Here is a 17,441-nt window from a genome sequence, read left to right on the forward strand (position 1 = left end):
GATGTGGCTGGAGCGCCAGCTCAACGACCCCTATGTCGCCGCAGCCAAGAAGGACGGCTATCGCTCGCGCGCGGCCTATAAGCTGCTGGAGATCGACCAGCGCTATCGCATCCTCAAACCCGGCCAGCGCATCGTCGACCTCGGCGCCGCGCCCGGCGGCTGGTCGCAGATCGCCGCGAAGAAGATCGGTGCCGGCAAGGGTCGCGGCAAGATCGTCGGCATCGACCTGCTGCCGATCGATCCGCTGGCCGGCGTGCAGTTCGAAGTGCTCGATTTTCTGGACCCCGGCGCGCCGGATCGGCTGAAAGAAATGCTCGGCGGCCAGGCCGACGTCGTGCTTTCCGACATGGCGGCCAACACGACCGGTCACAAGAAGACCGACCAGCTGCGCATCATCGGCATGGTCGAACTCGCCGCCGATTTCGCCTGCGAAGTGCTGAGCGAGGGCGGGACGTTTTTGGCCAAGGTGTTTCAGGGCGGCACCGAGAACGAATTGCTGGCGACGCTGAAGAAGAGCTTTGCCTCGGTGCATCACGTCAAACCGGAGGCGAGCCGCGCGGGCTCCGCCGAACTTTACGTGCTGGCCAAGGGCTTTCGCGGGGCGATGCGGCGGCACGAGTCGCGCGAGCCGGACGAGCCGGCGGGCGATTGGGATCCACAGGCGGCGGTTTAACGATCCAAGCTTTCGGTCGGATTTTGATTGTTGACCCGGCACGGGGTCGTCGATGATTGCGCGAATGAGGCGTCCGGCTGGTTTCAGTTGGGACGATCGCAAATATCTCCGCAATCTTCAGCTTCACAAGGTGCCTTTCGAGGTCGCCGCCTTGGCTTTCGATGACCCGGATCGATTGATCGAATACGACGACCGGCCATTCGGGTACGACGAAGATCGATACTATTTGATCGGCAACGCGGATGGGATTTTGCTTTACGTCGCGCATACCTACATCGCGGTTGGCGGTGAGGGAGACGACAAGGACGACCTCATCACGCATCTGATTTCTGCGCGGAAGGCCGAAAGGAGCGAACGCGATGAGTACGAACGAAACAAAGCCGAGCGGCTTTAGCGCGGAGCAACGGGCCTATCTCGAGGCCCTGACCGACGATGAGGCTCACGCCGCGGCGCGGTCAGATCCGGATGCGCAGCCGGCAGACAATGCCATGCTTCGGCGTGGCCAGCATGGCAGAACAATCAGACTGGCGGAGGAAACGCGTCGCAAGCTCGCAGCGGACGTTGGCAGTCAAGATACGGATGCCAAGGCGGCATTGGCAAGTTCTAAGGCGCTTTAAGCCGCCCCAGGTTTCGCCTCCGCGACCGCTTGGGCCGCCGGGGCGGTGCGCCGCGACAGCGAGGCTCCGGCATCCTTCGCCAGGCGGAAGAAGCTCACCGCCGATAGGGCGGTCACGACGCCGACGGCGGCGAAGGCCCAGTGGAAATCGCTCAGTTCAAGTCCGCCGCCGTGGCTGTCACGCATGACCTGCACGACGCCGGCGCCGATGGCCACGCCGATGCTCAGCGACAGCTGCTGCACCACCGAGGCGAAGCTCACGGCGCGACTGAGATTGTCCTGATCGATGTCGGCATAGGCGATGGCGTTGATGGCGGTGAATTCGAGCGAGCGAAAATAGCCGCCGACCAGCAGGATGCCGAGGATGAGAGCGATCGGCGTGGCCGGCGACAGCAGGCCGTTCACCGCGATGAAGGCGGCGCCGATGACGGCGTTGAAAACCAAAATGCGGCGGAAGCCGATGAGGCCGATGATCGGCTGCGCCGTCGCTTTCATCGCCATGGCGCCGGCCGCCGCGACGAAGGTGATGAGGCCGGAGCGCAACGGGCTCATGCCGAAGCCGAGCTGCAGCATCAAGGGCAGCAGCAGCGGCACGGCGCCGACGCCGATGCGAAACAGCGAGCCCCCGGTGACGCTGACGCGAAACGTCGGAATCTTCAAAAGTGACAGGTCGATGATCGGTGCCTCGACCCGGCCGGCGTGCCAGACGTAGAGGCCCAGCACGGCAGCCCCGAATGCCATGAGAACCCCCGTCTCCCAGGCCGGCAGAAACCCGCGGCCCAGAATGGTGAGGCCGAAGACCAGGCACGACAGGCCGATCGCAGAGAGGAAGAAGCCGGGAATGTCGAGCCGCGGCACGTGCGCTTCACGGATATCCTGGATGCAGAGGGTCACCAGCGTGACCCCCAAAACACCGATCGGCACGTTGATCCAAAAGATGTAGCGCCAGTGGAAATAGGTGGTGATGAAGCCGCCGATCGGCGGCCCGATCATCGGACCGAGCAGGGCGGGCAGGGTGAGGTAGGCCATCGCCCGCACGAGATTGTAGCGCTCGACCGAGCGCAGCAGCAGCAGCCGCCCGACCGGCACCATCATCGCGCCGCCGATGCCCTGAAAAATGCGGGCGAGCACGAAGCCGGTGAGCGAGTTGGAGAGGCCGCAGAGCACCGATCCCACGGTGAAGACGACGATGGCCGCGCGAAACACCGTGCGCGTGCCGAACTTGTCGGCGACCCAGCCGCTGGCGGGGATGAACACGGCGAGTGACAGGAGGTAGGAGGTCAGCGCCAGTTTGAGCGCGATCGGGTCTTCGTGCAGGTCGAGCGCGATCGCCGGCAGCGAGGTGGCGATGACCGTGCCGTCGAGGTTCTCCATGAACAGCGCGCAGGCGACGATCATGGCGGTCAGGGCATAGCGCGGCAGCAAGGCATTCTCCGGGCGGGCTTGTCCAGACGCGGCCTCCGTGCGACGCGCGGCAGAGATTTGAACCGCGGAAGGACGGATGTCATCTAAAAAGGAGGTCTTATGGCGAGGAAGAACGAGCCTATCGTGCGCTACACGGCTGACGAATTGAAAGCGCGGGCGGCCACGATGCCGGTCCCGGATGGCAGCGATCCCGACGACGCCATCGAGCCTGTCCGCATGGATCGGGTCAGCACGACGATCCCGTTGCCGCGGGCCAAGGACAGCTGACGCTACCGCCGCTAGAGCATTTTCCACAAAAGTTGCAGACTTTTGTGATCGAGAAAATGCTCCAACTTTTTGAGAAGAGAGCGATTTCTGATCGCTTTGGTGATTCCACCAAAGCGGAAAGCGCTCTATGCCGCCGCGCCCTCCCGGCGATCGGCCGAGGCCCTGGTCCGCCGCGCGCGGACCGCGTTTTCGCGTTCGCGATCGTGCGCGTTGGGGTCGTCGATGCGGAAGCGGCCGACCATGCCGGTCAGGCTCTCCATCTCGCGGTTGAGGCCGTGCGCGGAGGCCGTCACCTCTTCGATCATCGCGGCGTTTCGTTGGGTCACATCGTCCATCTGGCCGATCGCGATGCTGATTTCGGCGAGGCCATCCGCCTGATCGCGCGCGGCGTCGGAAATATCCTGCACGACGGCATCGACCGCGGCGATCATGGTGACGATCTTGGCCAGGGCGACGCCCGTCTCGCCGACCAACGCGACCCCGTTCTGCACCTCGGCGGTCGAGGCGGATATCAGCGCCTTGATCTTGTCGGCGGCGCTGGAACACTGGCGCGCCAGGACCCGCACTTCCATCGCCACGACGGAGAACCCGAGGCCCGCTTCGCCCGCGCGCGCCGCCTCGATGGTGGCATTCAGCGCCAGAAGGTTGGTGCGTGCGGTCAGCCCATCGATCACCTGGACAATCTGGGCAATCTCCTTGGACGCCGTCGTAATCCGGCCCATCGCTTCGACCGCATGGGTGACGACGGCGCTGGAATGTTCCGCTTCCGTCTTGACGTCGCTGACGAGCTGCCGCGCCTGGATCGCACCGGTCGACGTCTGCTTGACGTTGCGGGACATCAAATGCATCGACGACGAGGTTTCCTCCAGGGAGGCCGCGTGATGCTGGGTGCGCAGACAGAGATCGTCGGCGGCCAACGTGATTTCGTGACTCCCGGCGAAGATGGCCTGGGTGTTGTCCGTGATCTTGCCCATCGCGTTGCGAAGCTGGCTCACGGCAAGATTGAAATCGGTGGCGAGTCGTTCGTATTGCGCCCCGAACGACTTGTGGAGCGTGCAGGTCAGGTTGCCGCTGGCGAGCTGCGCCAGGCCAAAGGCCAGCGCATCGACCACGGCGGCTTGTTCTGCCGAGGCGTCGCGATTTGCCTGCTCCATACGCTGCTTTTCGATGGCCGCGTCCTTGAACAGCGCGATGGCGCCGGCGATGGCGCCGATCTCGTCCTGCCGGCCCAGTTCCGGCACGACGACGGCCAAGTCGCCCGCGGTGAGTTGCTCCATCACGGCGAAAAGCGTTTTGAGCTTTTGCGCGATCAGACGGAGGCAGACGAGAACGGCGAGAAGCGTGCCCATCGCCGCGGCCGCCGTCGCTTCCAGCTGCTGGACGACGTCGGACACGAAGGCCGCATGCAACGCCTCCTTCGAAAAGACGACGCGCAACTGCCCGAGCGGTTCGCGCCGCGCCCTGTCCGTGAAGACGATGGGCACGTGGAACGTCATGGCGTCATCGGCCGCGGAAGGAGCGCCGCCGTGATTGGCGGCCGTTCGGTCGGCCACGGTCTTGCCATCGACGCCGACGACCGTTGCGCTGACGAAGTCGCCTTCGTCGCGAAAGGTCCCGAGGATCGCCTTGACCTGATCCAGGTCGAAATCCCAGAGCGGCCGCGCCAGAGCGCTCGCCTGCATCTTGGTGATCGTGGCGAGCCGCGACGCCGTGGCGTCTTCGCGTTCCGTCGTGTGCGATCGGAGCTCGAGAAGGCTTTTGCCGACGACGATCGACAACACCGCGATACACACGAGGACCGCCGCTCGAAGCTGCAAAGTGATCCGCATCACCACATCTTTCACTTATTCGTTGGGCTGGGGGTGGCCAGCGCAGGAGGCAGGGGTCGTACAAGTACGGCGTTCAAGGCGTGTAGGGCTTTCCGACATAGCGGCTGAAGATGCGGCCGACGGTGCCATCGGCCAGCAGGCCCTCGATGACGGCCCGCACGTCCTTCGTCTCGGCCGTGTCGAGCTTGGCGCGGGTCACCTGCATGCCGACCTGGACCTCGCCGTAGTCCAGCTGGTCTCCGATCTTGGCGGCCATGTCGGTCTTGTCGAGCGTGTAGATGAAGCCGGCCTTGATGCTGCACCAGCCGTCGAGCCGGCCGGCCGCGAGTTTGCGGATGCCCAGCTCATAAGAGTCCTGGCTGACGCGGTGGATCGCCGGATCGTCGTCGATCTCGGCACCGCAGCTTCCGCCGCGCAGCTGGCCGACCTCGGCAAAGTGATGCATGTCGGCGAGGGTCTTGAGCGAAAGCCCTTTCCGCGCGACCGCGATCATCGGGGCTTTCGCGATGATGACCGTGAACGGGGCCGCTGCGGCCTTGCCTTGGCTGACGATGCTGAACGCATAGTCGAACTCGCCGGACCGGACCCCCTCCAGCATCCGCCCATAGGGCACGAACGTGACGGTGATCCGTGTTTTGGCGCGCGCCGCGACGGCATCCGCCAGATCGGCGTAAATGCCGCGCTGCCCGGCCGGAAGGTCCGGCGTCAAGGCCCAGGGCGCAATGTTGACCGGCACCGCAATGATGGCGGCATGCGCCTGCGTGCCGAGAACGGCCATGGCAAGAAAAGTGATCAATGTCGTGCGCACCGCGTGTCCTCCCGGTTGCGGAATGATCGCAGCGAACCATGAAGATTGTTGTACCTGCCGACGAAATGCCAGGAAGAACAGGGCGAAAGGCGGATGGGCCGGGCGTTCCGGCTAGGGCGGCATCGCCTATCGCGCGAACTGAAACGCCGAAAATCGGTCCAGGGCCGCTTCGATCGCCGCCTTGTCCGCCGCCGAGCCCGCGCCGACCCCGCTCCATTGCTGGACGAGGAGCGTGCCGCTCGCCCGATCCGCCTTCAGGTCGAGCACCGCGGCGACGCGGTCGCCGATCAGCACGGGCAAAGCAAAATAGCCGAACAGGCGCTTGGCCTTGGGCACGTAGGCCTCGAACCGATGGTCGTAGCCGAAGAACAGGGCCAGCCGCTTGCGCTGGATCACCAGAGGGTCGAAGGGCGAGAGCAGATGCACGGTTGGGCCGGCTTGCGCCGGGGTCTGCTCGAGCGTTTCGGGTTGGGCCCAGTGTTCGGTTTTGCTGCCGGCGAGCGCCACGGCGACGAGCGTCTTGCGCCGCAGCCGCGCCTCGATCGCGGCGCGGATCGCCGGCTTGCGGGAGGGCTCGAGGTGGCAGACCGACTCGAGGCTGACGAGTCCCTGCGAGCGCAGCGCCCGGTCGAGCTGGTGGTCCGCGATCTGCCGGTCTGTGGCCGGCCGCGGCGGCTTGTCCCAGCCGAAGTGGCGCGACGTCAGCTCGTAGGTCTTCAGCATGCCGGCGCGGGCGCCGATCGTCAGGTCGCCGTCGTAGAAGGCGCGCTGCAGCGCCCGCTTCGACGGTTTCCGGCTTGCCCAGGGATGGTGCTTGTCGACGAGCACGTCGTCGTCGATGTCGCGGATCGTCAGCGGGCCGTCGTCGCGGATGCGCTTGATGACTTTTCTCAGATCCGCCGGCGTCACCATGCCGAACCAGGTTTTCGGCGCCGCCTTGTGGCGTTTCATCGCGGGCATGAAGAAGCGGAAGTCCTCGCTCGGCACATAGGACAGCGCATGGGTCCAGTATTCAAAGACCTGCTTGTCGACGCTCTGCGCCTGCTGCAGATGTTCGCGCCGATAATCGGGAATGCGCGTCCACAGGATGTGGTGATGGCAGCGCTCGATGACGGCGATCGTGTCGATCTGCACGTAGCCGAGATGACGTACCGCAGCCGGAGTCGCCGCGGCGCCTGTGCCGAATGGGGCGGATACGTCCAGCCCCTGCGCGTGCAGCCAGATGTGTCTGGCGTCAGCCCGGGTGAGCGAAGCCGGGCCGCCTGGCCGCTTCGGCATCAGGCGCCAAACCCGCGATGGCGCGGCGCCGCGCTACGCATGGCCGGCCCGCATCCGGCGCCGCCAGTGCGCCGCCTTCTGCAGCACGCGCGACAGCTGCTCGATCGAATAGGGCTTTTGCAGCAGCTCGAAACCGAAGGTGCCGTTCTGCGCCAGCACGTGGCTGTAGCCAGAGGTCAGCACCACTGCGAGACCGGGATGACGGCGGCGGATTTCCTGGCCGAGTTCGATGCCGTTCATCCCCGGCATCACGATATCGGAAAACACCACGTCGAAACGCCCGGAACCGGTCGCCAGCATGGCGAGCGCCGCCTCGGCATCCGCGGCGAGGACGGTGACGTAGCCGAGTTCCTCGAGTGTCTGCGTCGCAAAGGCCCCGACATCGGCATTGTCTTCGACCACGAGCACGCAGGTGCCGTGGCCGTCGACGAGCGGCGCCTCGTCGGCGTCGTCGGCGAGCACGAGCACCGCGTCTTGCACGCGCGGCAGGTACAAGGTGAAGGTCGTGCTGACGCCGACGGTGCTGTCGACGGCCACCTCACCCCCGGATTGCTTGACGAAGCCGAAGACCTGGGAGAGCCCCAGGCCGGTGCCGTGGCCGACGCCCTTGGTGGTGAAGAAGGGCTCGAAGATGCGATCGAGATCGCCCGGCCCGATGCCCGAGCCGGTATCGGTGATGGTGACGGTCACGTACTCGCCCGGGATCGGCGGATGCGTGCGCATCGCGGGGATTTCGGCGGTGGCGCCGACGACGATGGTGAGGACGCCGGCGCCGTCCATCGCGTCGCGGGCGTTGACCACCACGTTGACCAGCGCGGTGTCGAACTGGCTCGCGTCGGCGTTCACCAGACAGGCGTGATCGGGGACGCGGGTTTCGACCGTGATGCGCGAGCCGGTCAGCGTGGCCACCATGTCGCCGAGTGCCAGCACGCTCTGCGCGACGTCGAAGACCTCGGGCTGCAGAGGCTGCTGGCGGGCGAAGGCGAGGAGCTGGCCGGTCAGCTTGGCGGCCCGGGTGGTGGTGTCGGAGATCGCGTCGATGTAACGCGCGCGCCGCGCCTCGGCGAGGTTCGGCCGCTTCAAGAGGTCGACGGAAGATTGGATGACGGTCAGCAGATTGTTGAAATCATGCGCCACCCCGCCGATGAGCTGGCCCACCGCCTCCATCTTCTGGCTCTGCCGCAGCTGCTCCTCGAGACGGCGCTGCTGCGTCACGTCGATACCGACGCCGGTGCGGCGGCGCGGCGTGCCGTCGGGATCGAAGTAGGTGTGGCCGCGCGACTGCACCCAGCGGACCGACCCGTCGGGATGCCGGATGCGGTATTCCAGCTCGAGATCGCCGGATCTGTTCAGGCCGCCGGACATCGTCGCCCGCAGGGCCGGGACGTCGTCGGGATGGACGTTGGCGAGAAACTCGACGCGCAGGATGCCGGCGGCGGCGCGGACCGGATCGAGGCCATAGAGGTCCGAAATCCCGGCATCGCAGAAGAAGCGGTCGCTGGCGATATCGTAGGTCCAGACCCCGACGCCGCTCACTGCGGAGAGGGCGAGGCGGGCAAAGTCGCCGGCATCGCGCAGCGCGACATCGCGCTCGCGTTCCGAGGTCACGTCGCGCGCCACGCAGTAGATCAGGCCCTCGACCGGAACGGCGGTCCAGCTGAAGATGCGATAGCTGCCGTCCTGGGCGCGTAGCCGGCTCTCGAAGGCCTTGGTTTTCATCCCGCCGACGAGGCTCGCGAGTTCGACGCGGACCTTTCGGCGGTCGGCCGGGTGCCCCATCCACTCCGACGTCTGGCCGATGATCGCGTCCGCCGACCATCCGAGGATGCGCGTCCACGCGGGGTTGATGCCGATCCACACGCCCTGGGTGTCGGCCACACCCAGCATGTCCTGGCTGACCTGCCACATCTGATCGCGCACGCGGGCTTCGGCGCGGCGATCGAGACCGTCTTCCGCGCGATGAGGCATGGCGTCGGAACTCTTGGGCGCCTCAGCCATGGACCACGCGGCGTCCGGCAGCGCAGGACGCTCTCCCGCGGGGCGCGGCGTTGCAAAGGACAAGGTCGTCTGGAAGGACGGCGAGAATGGGTTCGGCCCGCATGTCGGGCGAGGTACCATCCTCTCGTGTCGCTGTCATCTCACAGGAGCTCGCTTCCCTGTTTATGCCGGCAGCAGCCCGGCGGCGCGGTAACCATCGATGAGAGCGTCGTAGATCCCGATGTCGGCGCGGCTCCGCGCCATCAGCTGCGCCCCGGCGATCGCCGCGAAGATGGCGCGTGCCCGAGCGTCGCTGTCCGCGGCCTGGACCAGACCCGATGCGGCCAGCGTCTTGCTCAGCCATGCCACGTTGACGTCGGCGAAGGTTTGGACCTCCGACATTACCCCGTCCGGCAGATCGTCGTATTCGGCGGCCATGAAGCTGCAGAGGCAGATGCGGTTGTCGCTCGCCAACGCTTTGCGGAAGGTCTCGGGATAGCGGCGAAGCGCGCCGCGCGGATCGGCGCCGTCGCTCGCCAAGGCCTCCAGGGCTGCCGCGGAGTCTTCCCAATACCGGCGCGCGACCGCCGCGCCGAGCTCGGCCTTGCCCGGAAAATAATGATAGATGCTCGCGGCCTTGATGCCCACGGCCTCCGCGAGATCGCGGAAATTCAGGCCGCCGTAGCCATGCGCCTGCGCGATCGTTCTGGCCGAAGCGAGAATCTTCTCCCGAGCGTTTGAACCCACCGTCACGTCCTCATTGCTGTCTGTGCGCCTGAACGAAATGCAGAGATTGACCGCCTGCCTCATCAGCCCTAACGTTTACCTACCAAACGTTAGGTAGGGAGAGCAAGTCATGAGCGCGAACAGCACCCCGTTTATCGCGGACACGCAGCCGATGATGACGATCTACGACTGGCCGACGGGACCCTATCCCGCGCGCGTCCGCATCGCGCTGGCCGAGAAGGGCCTGCAATCGCGCACGCGGTTCGAGCGGGTCCATCTCTGGAAGGGCGAACACAAGACGCCCGCGTTTCGCGCCAAGAACTATTCCGGGACGCTGCCGGTGCTCGAACTCGACGACGGCACTTTGATCGCCGAATGCACGGCGATCACCGAATATCTCGACACGCTCGATGGCGCGCCGACCCTCACCGGAACGACGCCGCGCGAAAAAGGCCTCATCCACATGATGACCAAACGGGCGGAGCTGGAGCTGCTCGATCCGGTGAGCGTCTATTTCCATCACGCCACGCCAGGGCTCGGGCCAGACGTCGAGATCTACCAGAACGCCGACTGGGGGCTGCACCAGCGCGACAAGGCGCTGCGCGGCATGCACTATTTCGACGGCATCTTGCGCACCCAGCCGTTCGTCGTCGGCGAGACGTTTTCGATGGCCGACATCACCGTGATCGGCGGCCTGATCTTCGCGGGCCTCGTGGATCTGCCGCTCCCGGACGCGTGCGACGCGCTGCAGGCGTGGTACGCGACGATGCAGGAGCGTCCCAGCGTCAAGAACCGGGTGGCGATGTCGAAGCCGGTCGCGGCGGCCGCCTAATAGCCGCGCGCGATATCCACCGTCCCGGGCAGCGTGCCTGAGGCCCAAAAGCGCCGGATGTTGCCGGCGACGATCGCCGCCGCCGTCTCCGGATTGGTCGGCGCGGAAACATGCGGGAGCACGCTGATCGCCGGATGGTCCCACAACGGCGACGTGGCTTCGAGCGGCTCATTGTCGAAGACGTCCAGCACCGCATGCGACAAAGCCCCGGTATCGAGCGCGGCGCAGAGGGCGCGCGTGTCAACGATCGGGCCGCGGGCGAAGTTGATCAGCGCGGCGCCCCGTGGCATCAGGGCGAGCCGGGCGGCGTCAAGCAGGCCGCGCGTGTCCGGCGTCAGCGGCAGCAGGCAGACGGTGATTGTCGCACGGGCGAGCAAGGCGGCGAGACCGGTGTCGCCGCAAACGGTTTCGACACCATCGATCGTCTTCGCGGTGCGGCTCCAGCCGATCACCGGAAAGCCGGCCTCGCCGAGGCGGCGTGCGGCCACCTGGCCGAGGGTGCCGAGGCCCAGCAGCCCGACCGGCGTGGTGGACGGCGATCGATAGGGACGGGGCACCCAGCGATGCGCGCGTTGCGCCTGCGCATAGGCCGGCATGTCGCGGGACAGAAAATAGGTCCAGGCCAGCACCGCCTCGCCCATCACCCGCGCGAGATCGGGATCGACCAGGCGCACGATCGGCACGCGGTCGCCGAGCTCCGCGACCAGCCGCTCCGCGCCGGCCCAGAGGCTGTGAATCCATGCCAGGTTCGGCAGACGCGCGAGCTCGGCAGGATCGGGATTGGCGACGATGGCAATATCGACCGCCGCGCAGGCGGTGGCGGCGAGCTCGCGCAAGGGACGGATCTCGGCCTCGGGCAGCGCGGTTCTGAGGGTGGCGAGCCAGAGGGACTCGTCCGCCGCATCGAGGCGGCCGGTGAAGGCGATGGGCGGGGGCATGGCGTCCGTGGCTTCAGGGCAGAGGCAGGACGCTATAGCATGGGTGGCCGTCGATCCGCGACGTTCGAGACCTCATCGGGCGTCGTATGGGGTACGCCAAATAAGGTCGTTTCCGAACGGCATCACAAAGCAAATCGCCTGGAGACCTGTGCCACAATCGGGAGGTCGACGTTTCTGTGTGACGTCAAACATTCCTGTGACAACGAGTATGCCGTCGCCAACGCGGAGGCCGCCGGTCACCTTTGCGCCTCAGATCGCCGGCGCGGGGTGCGCTCCGCGGTCGCGCCCCCGGCGCTCCGTGAGCAGCGACGTCGCCCAGAACGCGAAACCGACGAGCGCCAAGCCGACGCCGACCCACCCCGTCGCGGGCAACGGGTATCCGGCCACGAGGGCAAGACCGGCCAGCCAGGCGCCAAGCGCGTTGGCGACATTGAACGCCGAGTGGTTGAGGGCGGCGGCGAGCGTCTGTGCGTCTTCGGCGACATCCATCAGGCGGGTTTGCAGGATCGTCGCGAGGCCGCCGCCGCAGCCGATCAGGAACACCACCGGCGCCAGCGTCCACAGGCTGCCGACGGCGAAGGGGTAAAGCGCAAGGCTGCCCGCGCTCCACAACAAGGTCGCGCCGGCAGCCGGCATCAACGCGCGGTCGGCAGCCCAGGCACACACGGAATTGCCGAGGGTGAGGCCGATGCCGAAACAGGCCAGCACCAGCGGGATCGACGCCGGCGCCGCGTGAGTCACCCCCAGCATCGTCGAGGCGAGATAGGTGTAGACCGCGAACATGCCGCCCCAGCCGATCGCCCCTGTCGCCAGGGTCAGCCAGACCTGTCCGCGCTTGAGGGCGCCGAGTTCGCGCAAGGCGCTGGCGCCGGCGGCGGGGAGGCCGAGGGGGGCGTAGAGGCGCACCAGCGTCGCCGTCGCCACCGCGAGCAAGGCGACGAGGCCAAAGCTCCAGCGCCAGCCGACGCCCTGTCCGATGCCGTTGGCCAGAGGAACGCCAACGATCGTCGCGACGGTCAGGCCTGCGATGACGCGGGACACGGCCTGGGAGCGCTGCGCACGCGGGACGAGCGAAGCGGCAACCAGCGTGGCCACGCCGAAGTAGGCGCCATGCGGCAGACCGGCAAGGAAGCGGAACGCCAGCATCCAATGGTAGCTCGGCGCAAGCGCGGAGAGCCCGTTGCCGAGCGCGAACACGAGCATCAGGCCGACGAGAAGCGTCCGCCGCGCAATTTTGGCGGCCAGGACCGTGATGACGGGGGCGCCGACGACGACGCCGAGGGCATAGACGCTGATCACGTGACCGGCCGTGGGATTGTCGATCCCAAGATCCGGCGCGAAGGCCGGAAGCAGGCTCATCGCCGCGAATTCCGTCGTGCCGATCGCGAAGCCGCCCATCGCAAGCGCCAGAAAGATCAGATTCGGATGTGACGTGGGCGTCGCGGCGTCCGGCTGCCCTTTGGCCGCGGCCGCCGCGTCGAGGGGCGTGATCTCCGGAAGGTCGACGTGGATCATCGCGGGCCTCCGGCGGCACAGGTTCGAGCGGGGCCGACGACGTCGTCCGTCACGGTCAGCGGGCGTCGCCCGTCTCGCGCAGCAACACTCATTGAAGTCCCCGCTTTCGATGGTTTGGTCCCACTCGACATCAAGCGGCAATCTCGATTTATTTCCTAATAGGAAAAAGATTTGAGGTCGAGCCGGATTGGTTGCGTCTGTGGAAGGGCTGCTATGCGCCGGTTCGAACGACGCTCGCGCGTCGCAGCGGTCGTCTTGAGGCCGGCGCTGGCAAGGATCGATTCCCCGCCTCACGTCTCCGCGACGTGCTTGTAAAGGGTACGGCCGATTGGCTAGATCGGCATTCCTGTACAGGAGAGATCGATGACGCAGACAGCCACGACGGAACCGCCCAAGGCCAAGACCCCAGAACCCTGCGCCATCGTCATCTTCGGTGCCTTCGGCGACCTGACGAAGCGGCTGGTCGTGCCGGCGATCTACAACCTCGGCTGCGAAAAGATCCTGCCGGAGAAAATCGCGCTGATCGGCGTCGATCTCGCCGAGGGCGACGCGGCGGGCTGGGCCAAGCACCTGCGCACCATGCTCGACAGCTTCGTCGGCAACGCTTCGTCGGAGTTCGACGTCGACCATATCGACGACGCGGTGTGGCAGGGCCTCGCCAGCCGCATGGACTATGTCCGCGGCGACATCACCAAGCCGGACCTCTATCACGCGCTCGGCGCGGCGCTCGACAAGGCCGGCTTCGGCCAGGGCAACGTCATCTTCTATTTCGCCATCGGCGATCGGTTTTTCGCGCCCGTCGCGGCGCAGCTGGGGCAGGCCGGCCTGACCAAGCAGGAGGACGGAAAATTCTGGCGCCGCGTGGTGGTGGAAAAACCCTTCGGCCATGACGTCACATCGGCCCGCGCGCTCAACGCCAGCCTGCTGGAGACGCTCGCCGAGGACCAGATCTTCCGCATCGATCATTTCCTCGGCAAGGAGACGGTGCAGTCGATCATGGCGTTCCGCTTCGCCAACGGCATGTTCGAGCCGATCTGGAACCGCGACCGCATCGACCACGTGCAGATCACCGCCTCCGAGGTCGTCGGTGTCGAAGCGCGCGGCAAATTCTACGAACAGACCGGCGCCCTGCGCGACATGGTGCCGAACCACCTGTTCACGCTGCTCGCCATGGTGGCGATGGAGCCGCCGACCACCTTCGACGCCACCGGCATCCGCAACCGCAAGGCCGATGTGTTCGCCGCAATGCCGGCGCTGAAAGTTACCGATGCGGTGCGCGGTCAATATGCCGCCGGCACGGTGAAAGGCGTGCCGTCAAAGGCCTACCGCGAGGAACCGGACGTCGGCCCACAGTCGGCGGTAGAGACCTATGTCGCGCTGCGCGTCGAGATCGACAGCTGGCGCTGGGCCGGCGTGCCGTTCTACCTGCGCACCGGCAAACACATGACGGATCGGCTGACGGAGATCGCCATCCGCTTCAAGCCGGCGCCGCTGTCGTCCTTCCAGACCACCGCGGTGGATGCCACCGCGGCGAATTGGCTTGTTCTGCATATCCAGCCGGAGGAAGGCATTTCGCTGCATTTCGACGTCAAGCGGCCGGGCCCCGACGTGGCGCTGGCCGGCGTGCGCATGGATTTCGCCTACAAGGACTTTTTCGCCCACGAGCCGAACATCGGCTACGAAACGCTGCTCTACGACGTGATGATCGGTGATGCCACGCTGTTCAACCGCGCCGACATGGTGGAGAACGCCTGGCGCGTGGTGCAGCCGGTGCTCGACGGCTGGGCTGCCGGCGGCGAACCGGAGCTTTATGCCTCGGGGGCGGCGGGGCCGGCGGGGGCCGACGCGCTGCTCGCCGATGATGGCGGCCACGTCTGGCGCGACCTGCGACCGAAGTGAGGGCGGCCGGCCAACCGGCGCCAGCGCGCTACCGAGCGCGAAGTGCCAGATGACGGGATCGGAGGCGGCGTCGGTCAGACGTCGCCCCCGCTGCCGCAGATCCGCAGCGAGCGAACCGCGGCGATGGAAGCGGGGTAGATCAGCCGCCGTTGGGGCTGCCACCGAACGGGCCGGCGCCCTTCCAGGACGCGCTGCCATCGTCCAGGCTCCGCGTGGAGTTGGTGATGCGAAGCTCCGAGGGATCGCGTCCTGCCGGGGCCGCATAGGCCTGGAACGCCCGGAGGCGGGCCGTGCGCTGCGACGCCACGCCGTTCGACGTCTGCGCATCCGCAGGCGTCGCCGCGAAGGCAAGCAAAATCAAGGATGCGGAAGCATAAATCGTATTCATTTTGCGCATGATGGCTCCATAGTTCAGTTGGTGTCAAAACGATTCATCTGGTGAACCCGTGGTCGGGCCGACCCGATTCTTGTTTTGACTTCAGCTTACTTCGGGAGATAATCGCCTGGCCGAAGACCGTCTATTAAAAGAACTTTTATGACATGCCGGCCGGAATTCATGTCTGTTATGCTGGCTGCGTCGCGGCGTCGGGAAGCCTGAATGAAGACCATATTGATCGTCGAGGACGAGGCCGCGATGGCGGCCGAGATCGGCGCGGACCTCGTCGATCGAGGCTATCACGTGCGTCATGCGGCATCGGCCGCGGAGGCCGCCGAGACTATCGGCGAAGCGCAGATCGATGCGATGATCGTCGACCGGATGCTGCCGGGTCTGGATGGCCTGTCCATGATCGCGGCGCTGCGCGCCGAGGGAAACCGCATTCCCGCGCTGGTCCTGAGCGCCCTGTCGTCGGTCGACGACCGGATCAAGGGCCTGAAGGCCGGCGGCGACGACTACCTCACGAAGCCTTTCGCGGTCGACGAACTCGCGGCCCGCGTGGAGGCCTTGCTTCGCAGACCCGTGGACCTGCCGAAGACCACGTTGCGCGTCGGGCCGCTGGAACTCGACCTGATCACGCGGGAGGCGCGCCGCGGCGAGCGCGCCATCGAGCTGCTGCCGAGGGAGTTCAAACTACTCGAATACATGATGCAGCGGCCGGATCTCGCGCTGACGCGGGCCATGCTGCTCGAGGACGTCTGGGCCTACCGCTTCGTGCCCCAAACCAATCTGGTGGACGTTCACGTGGGAAAGCTGCGCCGCAAGATCGATGGCGCCGATGAATTCGCCATGATCAAGAACGTCCCCGGCGTGGGTTTCATGCTGCGCTCCAATGCTTGACCTGCTGCGGCCCTCGCCGTTTCGCCTTGCGCTGACGTTCGCCGCAGCGGTGAGCGTGTCGACGCTGGTGGGCGTCGGCGTGACCTACCGCAGCATTTCGAACACCATCGAGACGCGCCGCGAGATCATCGTCGCCGACGAAACGGCGGCGGTGCTCGAGGGGAACCGCGACCGAATCCGCAAGGATCTGCAGAGTTGGCTGCGCAACGGCCTGCTTTTGTATTCCGTCGCGGGGCTCTTCGAGGCCGACGGCACGCCGATCGCCGGCAATCTCAACGCGCTTCCCACAAACCTGACCCTCGATGGAAAAGTCCATGGCATCGTTCTGGCCGAAGGGATGATCACGGGAGCGCCGTTGTCATCGAACCCGCTGACGGCGCTGGTGTCCGGCACGCGGCGGTCCGATGGCACGATCCTCGTCATGGGGCGGACTCTCTCGGAGATCGGCGACCTCCGCCGGGCCTTGTTCGACATGGTCCTGTTCGGTCTCGCCGGGCTCCTGCTGGTGTCGCTCGGCTATGGACTCTATGCCAATGCCAGGCAGGCGGCCCGTCTCAAGCTCATCCAGCGGACCTTCGCCAGGATCATGGAAGGCGCGCTCGACGAGCGTGTGCCCGTGAGCCGGCGACGGGACGATCTCGATCGCCTCGCCGCCGACGTGAACCGCATGCTGGACATGCTAGGCAGCCTGCTGGCGGAGGTGAAGGGCGTCGGCGACAATATCGCCCATGATCTGCGCACGCCGTTGTCGATCGCCCGGACGCGGATCGAACGGGCCCTGGCCAGCGACGCGGATGCCCCGGCGCTGCGGTCGACGATGGCGATTTCGCTGACCGAGCTGGATCGCGCCTTCAGAACGATCTCGGCGCTGCTGCGGCTCGCGGAGATCCAGAACGGCCAGAGGCGCGCGGGGTTTCGCATGCTCGATCTTGCCCTGGTATGTCGGGACGCCGTCGATTTCTACGAACCGCTCGCGGACTCCCGGGGCATCGGCCTGACGCTCGATGTCCCGGCCGCGCTTCCGATGCGGGGCGATGCGGACCTTTTGGCGGAAGTTTTGAACAATCTCATCGACAACGCCATCAAGTTCTCGTCCGCCGGAAGTTCTGTCACGGTCGCCGCGCGATCCGATGCCGAAACGATCGCGGTGTCCGTCGCCGATCAGGGACAGGGCATCCCGGCGCACGAGCGCGACAACGTCGCCAAACGGTTTTACCGGCTCGACAAGAGCCGCCACGAGTCCGGCACCGGGCTCGGCTTGAGCCTGGTTTTCGCCATCGCCGAGTTGCACGGCTTTCGCGTCGCCATGCAGGACGGTCTCCCCCATGGCACGGTCGTCACGATGTCGCGCGACATCCGCTGACCGGGACGCGATGGTCGGC

16 protein-coding genes are annotated in these 17,441 nt (G+C 66.3%); 7 read left to right on the top strand and 9 right to left on the bottom strand.

The genetic code is table 11. The features are described 5' to 3' along the window. Nucleotide 1: 1 nt before the first annotated feature. Together GSQ79_RS09610 and GSQ79_RS09615 are read left to right on the top strand one after the other, a co-directional pair. Nucleotides 2-673 carry an RlmE family RNA methyltransferase gene (locus tag GSQ79_RS09610; protein ID WP_158808499.1) on the top strand — a complete coding sequence of 224 codons (672 nt, stop codon included), beginning with the start codon at nucleotides 2-4 and terminating at the stop codon, nucleotides 671-673. Between the two features lie 64 nt (nucleotides 674-737). Further along, on the top strand, nucleotides 738-1,067 hold the full coding sequence (locus GSQ79_RS09615; RefSeq protein ID WP_158808500.1) for a BrnT family toxin: 330 nt from the start codon (nucleotides 738-740) through the stop codon (nucleotides 1,065-1,067). Between the two features lie 219 nt (nucleotides 1,068-1,286). On the opposite strand, the gene GSQ79_RS09620 is transcribed toward GSQ79_RS09615, so the two are convergent. Further along, nucleotides 1,287-2,711: an MFS transporter gene (locus GSQ79_RS09620; protein ID WP_246725228.1), complete on the bottom strand. Its 1,425-nt coding sequence runs from the start codon at nucleotides 2,709-2,711 to the stop codon at nucleotides 1,287-1,289. Nucleotides 2,712-2,813: 102 nt separating this feature from the next. Here GSQ79_RS09620 and GSQ79_RS09625 point away from each other — a divergent pair, with 102 nt between their 5' ends. Next, entirely contained in the window at nucleotides 2,814-2,981 is a 168-nt protein-coding gene (locus GSQ79_RS09625) for a hypothetical protein (RefSeq protein ID WP_158808501.1), read from the top strand. 125 nt (nucleotides 2,982-3,106) lie between these two features. Here GSQ79_RS09625 and GSQ79_RS09630 read toward each other — a convergent pair whose 3' ends face one another. The 5 genes from GSQ79_RS09630 to GSQ79_RS09650 form a co-directional block, all read right to left on the bottom strand. Then, nucleotides 3,107-4,810, bottom strand: a complete 1,704-nt coding sequence (locus GSQ79_RS09630) for a methyl-accepting chemotaxis protein (protein WP_158808502.1) — start codon at nucleotides 4,808-4,810, stop codon at nucleotides 3,107-3,109. A 73-nt stretch (nucleotides 4,811-4,883) separates the two neighbouring features. Beyond that, the gene (locus tag GSQ79_RS09635; RefSeq protein ID WP_158808503.1) at nucleotides 4,884-5,618 is read right to left on the bottom strand and encodes an ABC transporter substrate-binding protein; all 735 of its coding nucleotides are present in this window, start codon (nucleotides 5,616-5,618) and stop codon (nucleotides 4,884-4,886) included. A 126-nt stretch (nucleotides 5,619-5,744) separates the two neighbouring features. Next, on the bottom strand, nucleotides 5,745-6,896 hold the full coding sequence (locus GSQ79_RS09640) for a winged helix-turn-helix domain-containing protein (protein WP_158808504.1): 1,152 nt from the start codon (nucleotides 6,894-6,896) through the stop codon (nucleotides 5,745-5,747). Between the two features lie 33 nt (nucleotides 6,897-6,929). Next, a complete protein-coding gene (locus GSQ79_RS09645; protein ID WP_158808505.1) occupies nucleotides 6,930-8,894 on the bottom strand; it encodes a PAS domain-containing sensor histidine kinase in 1,965 nt (654 codons plus the stop codon). 162 nt (nucleotides 8,895-9,056) lie between these two features. Continuing rightward, nucleotides 9,057-9,620, bottom strand: a complete 564-nt coding sequence (locus tag GSQ79_RS09650) for a TetR/AcrR family transcriptional regulator (protein ID WP_174243187.1) — start codon at nucleotides 9,618-9,620, stop codon at nucleotides 9,057-9,059. A 154-nt stretch (nucleotides 9,621-9,774) separates the two neighbouring features. Between GSQ79_RS09650 and GSQ79_RS09655 the strand changes: the two genes are divergently transcribed. Further along, nucleotides 9,775-10,431 (top strand): glutathione S-transferase, encoded by a 657-nt coding sequence (locus tag GSQ79_RS09655; protein WP_158808514.1) that lies wholly within the window; start codon nucleotides 9,775-9,777, stop codon nucleotides 10,429-10,431. On the opposite strand, the gene GSQ79_RS09660 is transcribed toward GSQ79_RS09655, so the two are convergent. After that, nucleotides 10,428-11,369, bottom strand: coding sequence for a glyoxylate/hydroxypyruvate reductase A (locus tag GSQ79_RS09660; RefSeq protein ID WP_158808507.1), 942 nt, complete (start codon nucleotides 11,367-11,369; stop codon nucleotides 10,428-10,430). The genes GSQ79_RS09655 and GSQ79_RS09660 overlap by 4 nt on opposite strands. Before the next feature lie 249 nt (nucleotides 11,370-11,618). Continuing rightward, entirely contained in the window at nucleotides 11,619-12,884 is a 1,266-nt protein-coding gene (locus GSQ79_RS09665) for an MFS transporter (RefSeq protein ID WP_158808508.1), read from the bottom strand. 363 nt (nucleotides 12,885-13,247) lie between these two features. On the opposite strand from GSQ79_RS09665, the gene zwf reads away from it, so the two are divergent. After that, on the top strand, nucleotides 13,248-14,783 hold the full coding sequence (gene zwf / locus GSQ79_RS09670) for a glucose-6-phosphate dehydrogenase (protein ID WP_158808509.1): 1,536 nt from the start codon (nucleotides 13,248-13,250) through the stop codon (nucleotides 14,781-14,783). Nucleotides 14,784-14,922: 139 nt separating this feature from the next. On the opposite strand, the gene GSQ79_RS09675 is transcribed toward zwf, so the two are convergent. Next, the gene (locus tag GSQ79_RS09675; RefSeq protein WP_158808510.1) at nucleotides 14,923-15,180 is read right to left on the bottom strand and encodes a hypothetical protein; all 258 of its coding nucleotides are present in this window, start codon (nucleotides 15,178-15,180) and stop codon (nucleotides 14,923-14,925) included. 201 nt (nucleotides 15,181-15,381) lie between these two features. Here GSQ79_RS09675 and GSQ79_RS09680 point away from each other — a divergent pair, with 201 nt between their 5' ends. Beyond that, nucleotides 15,382-16,059: a response regulator transcription factor gene (locus tag GSQ79_RS09680; protein WP_158808511.1), complete on the top strand. Its 678-nt coding sequence runs from the start codon at nucleotides 15,382-15,384 to the stop codon at nucleotides 16,057-16,059. Continuing rightward, a complete protein-coding gene (locus GSQ79_RS09685; protein ID WP_158808512.1) occupies nucleotides 16,052-17,422 on the top strand; it encodes a sensor histidine kinase KdpD in 1,371 nt (456 codons plus the stop codon). The genes GSQ79_RS09680 and GSQ79_RS09685 overlap by 8 nt, the downstream gene beginning before the upstream one ends. Nucleotides 17,423-17,441 lie beyond the last annotated feature (19 nt).

It is taken from the genome of Beijerinckia sp. L45, from assembly GCF_009765775.1.
Classification (GTDB): domain Bacteria; phylum Pseudomonadota; class Alphaproteobacteria; order Rhizobiales; family Beijerinckiaceae; genus RH-AL1.

What these genes read in the sequence shown, in the direction of transcription:
- GSQ79_RS09610 (WP_158808499.1), top strand. Translation starts at nt 2, where the DNA reads ATGTGGCTGGAGCGCCAGCTCAACGACCCCTATGTCGCCGCAGCCAAG.
- GSQ79_RS09615 (WP_158808500.1), top strand. Translation starts at nt 738, where the DNA reads ATGAGGCGTCCGGCTGGTTTCAGTTGGGACGATCGCAAATATCTCCGC.
- GSQ79_RS09625 (WP_158808501.1), top strand. Translation starts at nt 2,814, where the DNA reads ATGGCGAGGAAGAACGAGCCTATCGTGCGCTACACGGCTGACGAATTG.
- GSQ79_RS09630 (WP_158808502.1), bottom strand. Translation starts at nt 4,810, where the DNA reads ATGCGGATCACTTTGCAGCTTCGAGCGGCGGTCCTCGTGTGTATCGCG.
- GSQ79_RS09640 (WP_158808504.1), bottom strand. Translation starts at nt 6,896, where the DNA reads ATGCCGAAGCGGCCAGGCGGCCCGGCTTCGCTCACCCGGGCTGACGCC.
- GSQ79_RS09645 (WP_158808505.1), bottom strand. Translation starts at nt 8,894, where the DNA reads ATGGCTGAGGCGCCCAAGAGTTCCGACGCCATGCCTCATCGCGCGGAA.
- GSQ79_RS09655 (WP_158808514.1), top strand. Translation starts at nt 9,775, where the DNA reads ATGACGATCTACGACTGGCCGACGGGACCCTATCCCGCGCGCGTCCGC.
- GSQ79_RS09660 (WP_158808507.1), bottom strand. Translation starts at nt 11,369, where the DNA reads ATGCCCCCGCCCATCGCCTTCACCGGCCGCCTCGATGCGGCGGACGAG.
- GSQ79_RS09665 (WP_158808508.1), bottom strand. Translation starts at nt 12,884, where the DNA reads ATGATCCACGTCGACCTTCCGGAGATCACGCCCCTCGACGCGGCGGCC.
- zwf (WP_158808509.1), top strand. Translation starts at nt 13,248, where the DNA reads ATGACGCAGACAGCCACGACGGAACCGCCCAAGGCCAAGACCCCAGAA.
- GSQ79_RS09675 (WP_158808510.1), bottom strand. Translation starts at nt 15,180, where the DNA reads ATGCGCAAAATGAATACGATTTATGCTTCCGCATCCTTGATTTTGCTT.
- GSQ79_RS09680 (WP_158808511.1), top strand. Translation starts at nt 15,382, where the DNA reads ATGAAGACCATATTGATCGTCGAGGACGAGGCCGCGATGGCGGCCGAG.
- GSQ79_RS09685 (WP_158808512.1), top strand. Translation starts at nt 16,052, where the DNA reads ATGCTTGACCTGCTGCGGCCCTCGCCGTTTCGCCTTGCGCTGACGTTC.